The sequence below is a fragment of the Pseudomonas sp. EA_35y_Pfl2_R111 genome, assembly GCF_963970955.1.
GTDB lineage: Bacteria > Pseudomonadota > Gammaproteobacteria > Pseudomonadales > Pseudomonadaceae > Aquipseudomonas.
Genome location: NZ_CAXAOM010000012.1, coordinates 1 through 3,550 on the forward strand (window position 1 = coordinate 1; position 3,550 = coordinate 3,550).

Here is a 3,550-nt window from a genome sequence, read left to right on the forward strand (position 1 = left end):
CAACCGCTCCACCCAGGGAATTCAACGAGGCGTTGAACAGACCCAGTCCATTGCCGGCAACAATCGCCACCATCTCCCTAACCCCCAAACCAGTCGAATCGCGCACGCGACTACAGAAAATCTTGGCTACCTGCCCATGGCAAAGCAGCCTCTCTGTAAGGCTTTATTCCGGGAATCGCGGGAAAGTTTAGGGGAGGAGGGAAATATTTTTGGAAGGGCTAGATATCGGCAGTGACGCATGACAGGCCGATAGCTCTGAGGCAATAATCCACCCGCAAAACGGATTTTTCATGCCACTCCCCGAAGAAGTACTTATGGTCACCGACAACATACCAATGGAACAAAGCCGCCTTAGCCGGTTGCTCAGCTTCCTAGAACATGACCCCCACAACCTGACTTTATTGCTGGATGCAATGTCGTTAGTAATTGAGACCGTTGATCTTGTTGGCGCTCAGCAACTGCTCAATCACATCGATACACATGCCATTGATGATCCGCATGTGTATGCGCAAGCAACGTACTTGCTGCTGCAGGTCGGAGCATATGCGAAGGCCGGAGCCTTCGGGGATAAGGCTATTCAAGCTGGCATTACCCACCCCGCAGTGATTTTCAACACTGCTTTTGGGCACTTTTATGGCGGCGAATATAGCGATGCAGGCAATCTCTTAGCTCGCCTGACTGCAAGCGCCGACTGTTCCGTTGCAACGCTCATGATGCATGCCCGCGCGCTGCATCATCAGGAGTTGACGGAAGAGGCCGAGTTGCTAGTAAGTCGCGCTCAGCAACAAGAGCCTAGCAATATTGAGGCCCGGGGCCTGCTTGCGCTGCTGCAATATGAAAATGACGACAACCTATCAGCTCTTCGCACTGCCCATGAAACCCTCGCTGATGATCCCAACCAGCTTGACGCCCTGATAGCCTGCGCTTCAGCAAATTTTGAGCAAGGCAGCCTAGAGGCCTCACGTAAAGCATGGCTGCATACGGTAAACGCACATCCGGACTGTGGTCGCGCTTGGTCTGGGTTGGCACAGCTTGAATTTAACGGGCTTGAGTTCAATCAGGCAGAAGAACATCTGAAATTGGCTGTTCAGTTTATGCCGGATCACATCGGCACCTGGCATCTGCTGGCCTGGATTTACATCCTGCGCAACGACAGCGCCGCAGCTCGCGAGGCATTGAATAAGTCTTATGACTTGGATCGTAATTTCGGGGAAACCCACGGTGGCTTAGCGATTGTCGATGTCATGGATGGTAAGGACGATCAAGCCCGACTCGGCATTCGCCGAGCCCACAAGCTCAATCCAAATGGCCTCTCTGCTCACTATGCTGAAATGCTTATGCTGCAAAAAGCAGGTAAGTCTGCAGAAGCTACTCAACTGGTGAATCAGGTGCTCGACAGTACGGCGCCAGACGGCCACGAGAGTGGGCGCACACTAGTCGAACTGTGGCTACGCAAGCACCAAGACAAGCGTCCAGAAATCGCCCCAGGGCAACACTAAAATCAAACGGAGAGAATGCATGCTGGATGCATCCGAGTACCTGCACCTGGCCATACATGCCAGCCAGGAAAACAATCATCATGCAGCCTTGAACTACTTGAATCAGGCCTTGCAGCATGAGCCCAATAATCCTGCGATTCGTTACTTTCTGGCCGCAGAGCACGCTGAGCTAGGTTTGTTCGAGCGCGCCTGCAGTGGTATGGAGGAAGCGCTGGAGCTAGACCCCAGTATGGATGTCGCTCGCTTCCAGCTTGGGCTTGTGTACTTGCAGTTACAGCGCACCGAGGAGGCTAGAAATGCATTCAGCACTCTTCACTCCCAGGCTCAGGAAGAGAACCTGAGAGCTTTTGCCGATGCTTATCTCCATCTTCTTGATGAAAAACGCGAGGACGCCATCGAATTATTTGAGCGGGGGTTGGCGGACTGCGAAAACCTTGCGCTTAAAGGCGACATGACTCGGGTTTTGGCTAGCCTTAAAAACGTCGATCAGTCAGTCGGGCTCGAGGCTGATAGTGAAGCAGAAACACCGATCTTCCTCGGCGCTTATCGTGAAACCCTCGAGACACCATAAATGTCAAATATTGACCCAGCTCGACTTTCTCGAGTTCTTGCTTCGTTAAGTAAGCCGAGTGAGCGGGTCAATTCGAGTGCTGCAAAGGGCACAGAGAAGAAAGCATCTCAGAGCGCGCGTAAAGGGGAGCGATCTTCCGCAGTACTGCGCGCACGTTTGCGAGAGCGGCTTGTCAATCTTAAGAAAGCATCAGCAAACTTTAATGAGGCAGCGCCCATTGTTGCAGTTCAGGAAATCCTCCTGTGGGAATTCGGAGAGGCCATCTTAGAACGCGCTGAATTTGAAAGTGTGGCCAAGAAGGTTGCCGAAACTATGCTGGAAGACAAGCAGCTAGGGGCTGCTATTTCAAGAATTATTGATGTACTGGTCTCAGCAAGTAAAAACTAGAGCCAGTTAATTAAGCCGCTATTCGTAGTCACTATTATGATGGCGCGGAAACAAGGGGTCTCTTATCGTGCGCTCGCTAAGCTGGTGTTGCTGATCAATTCTCGTTCCCGACTGTTCAATCTGCAGCTTAACTGATCAAAATTAAATCACTCGACCCCTTTAATCGCCTTTAATCGTTAATAATGTTTCCTTTTTTATCTAGTCTCGGAACTTTAAGTCCGCCTTGTATATGATACGCGACGTAATATGCGCGTTTTAAGCATTCTGAATATTCATCATCAACTGATTCAAACTCCTTAACAGCCAACTGCCCAATACTCACGTCGCGCAGTTTTGATCTGTCGACGTTTTTATCACGCACACATTTTTCAATATATTCAAGCTGATTGCGAATAAAACTGTAAATTTCTCCGTCGACCTTTTCGTTCATACGCTTATCTGTGGCGCGAAGCGCCTCAAGATGAATCGCCCCTAGTTTCGTAGACACCTTCAGGCCTCATAATACGGCCCATTAGGAGGTGCCATGAGCAACCCGCGTTATCCCGAAGAATTCAAAATCGAAGCCGTCAAGCAGGTGACCGAACGAGGTCTGCCGGTGGCTGAGGTGGCTGCTCGTTTGGGCATGTCGACACACAGTCTTTATGCCTGGGTGAAGCGCTACAGCAAGCCTCAAGAGCAGCGAGCGCAAGAAGACGACCAGCATGCTGAGCTGCGTCGTTTGCGCGCTGAACTCAAGCGTGTGACTGAAGAGCGAGACATCCTAAAAAAGGCCGCCGCGTACTTTGCCAAGGAGTGCGGCTGAAGTACGCCTTTATCAATCAGCTATCCGCAGACTACTCGGTTCGCCGCCTGTGCCTGACTCTAAAAGTACATACCAGCGGTTACTACGCCTGGCTGGCAGAGCCGAAGTCGGCACGAGCTAAGGATGATCAGCGGCTGCTGGGTTTGATCAAGCACTCCTGGTTAGAGAGCGGTGGCGTCTATGGCTACCGCAAAATCCATGACGACCTGCGTGAGCTTGGAGAACAGTGCGGCAGGCATCGCGTTGCTCGATTAATGCGCCAGGAAGGCCTGCGTTCGCAGACGGGGTATC

General features: G+C 51.5%; 5 protein-coding genes and 1 pseudogene. 5 read left to right on the plus strand and 1 reads right to left on the minus strand.

What is annotated here, in order from left to right; genetic code table 11:
- The 4 genes from AACY25_RS20840 to AACY25_RS20855 all read left to right on the plus strand — a co-directional run.
- Positions 1-235: hypothetical protein (locus tag AACY25_RS20840; protein ID WP_339527279.1), on the plus strand; the 235-nt coding region annotated here is incomplete at its 5' end.
- A 55-nt stretch (positions 236-290) separates the two neighbouring features.
- Positions 291-1,499, plus strand: a complete 1,209-nt coding sequence (locus AACY25_RS20845) for a tetratricopeptide repeat protein (protein WP_339527281.1) — start codon at positions 291-293, stop codon at positions 1,497-1,499.
- Between the two features lie 19 nt (positions 1,500-1,518).
- A complete protein-coding gene (locus AACY25_RS20850; RefSeq protein ID WP_339527283.1) occupies positions 1,519-2,070 on the plus strand; it encodes a tetratricopeptide repeat protein in 552 nt (183 codons plus the stop codon).
- Positions 2,071-2,457, plus strand: coding sequence for a hypothetical protein (locus tag AACY25_RS20855; RefSeq protein WP_339527285.1), 387 nt, complete (start codon positions 2,071-2,073; stop codon positions 2,455-2,457).
- 169 nt (positions 2,458-2,626) lie between these two features.
- On the opposite strand, the gene AACY25_RS20860 is transcribed toward AACY25_RS20855, so the two are convergent.
- Positions 2,627-2,944 (minus strand): immunity protein Tsi6 family protein, encoded by a 318-nt coding sequence (locus AACY25_RS20860; protein ID WP_339527287.1) that lies wholly within the window; start codon positions 2,942-2,944, stop codon positions 2,627-2,629.
- A gap of 36 nt (positions 2,945-2,980) precedes the next feature.
- On the opposite strand from AACY25_RS20860, the pseudogene AACY25_RS20865 reads away from it, so the two are divergent.
- Positions 2,981-3,550: pseudogene (locus AACY25_RS20865) on the plus strand (IS3 family transposase); the annotation flags it as partial.

Bases quoted from the DNA above. Each gene is read 5' to 3' on its own strand.
- AACY25_RS20845 (WP_339527281.1), top strand. From the start codon at position 291: ATGCCACTCCCCGAAGAAGTACTTATGGTCACCGACAACATACCAATG.
- AACY25_RS20850 (WP_339527283.1), top strand. From the start codon at position 1,519: ATGCTGGATGCATCCGAGTACCTGCACCTGGCCATACATGCCAGCCAG.
- AACY25_RS20855 (WP_339527285.1), top strand. From the start codon at position 2,071: ATGTCAAATATTGACCCAGCTCGACTTTCTCGAGTTCTTGCTTCGTTA.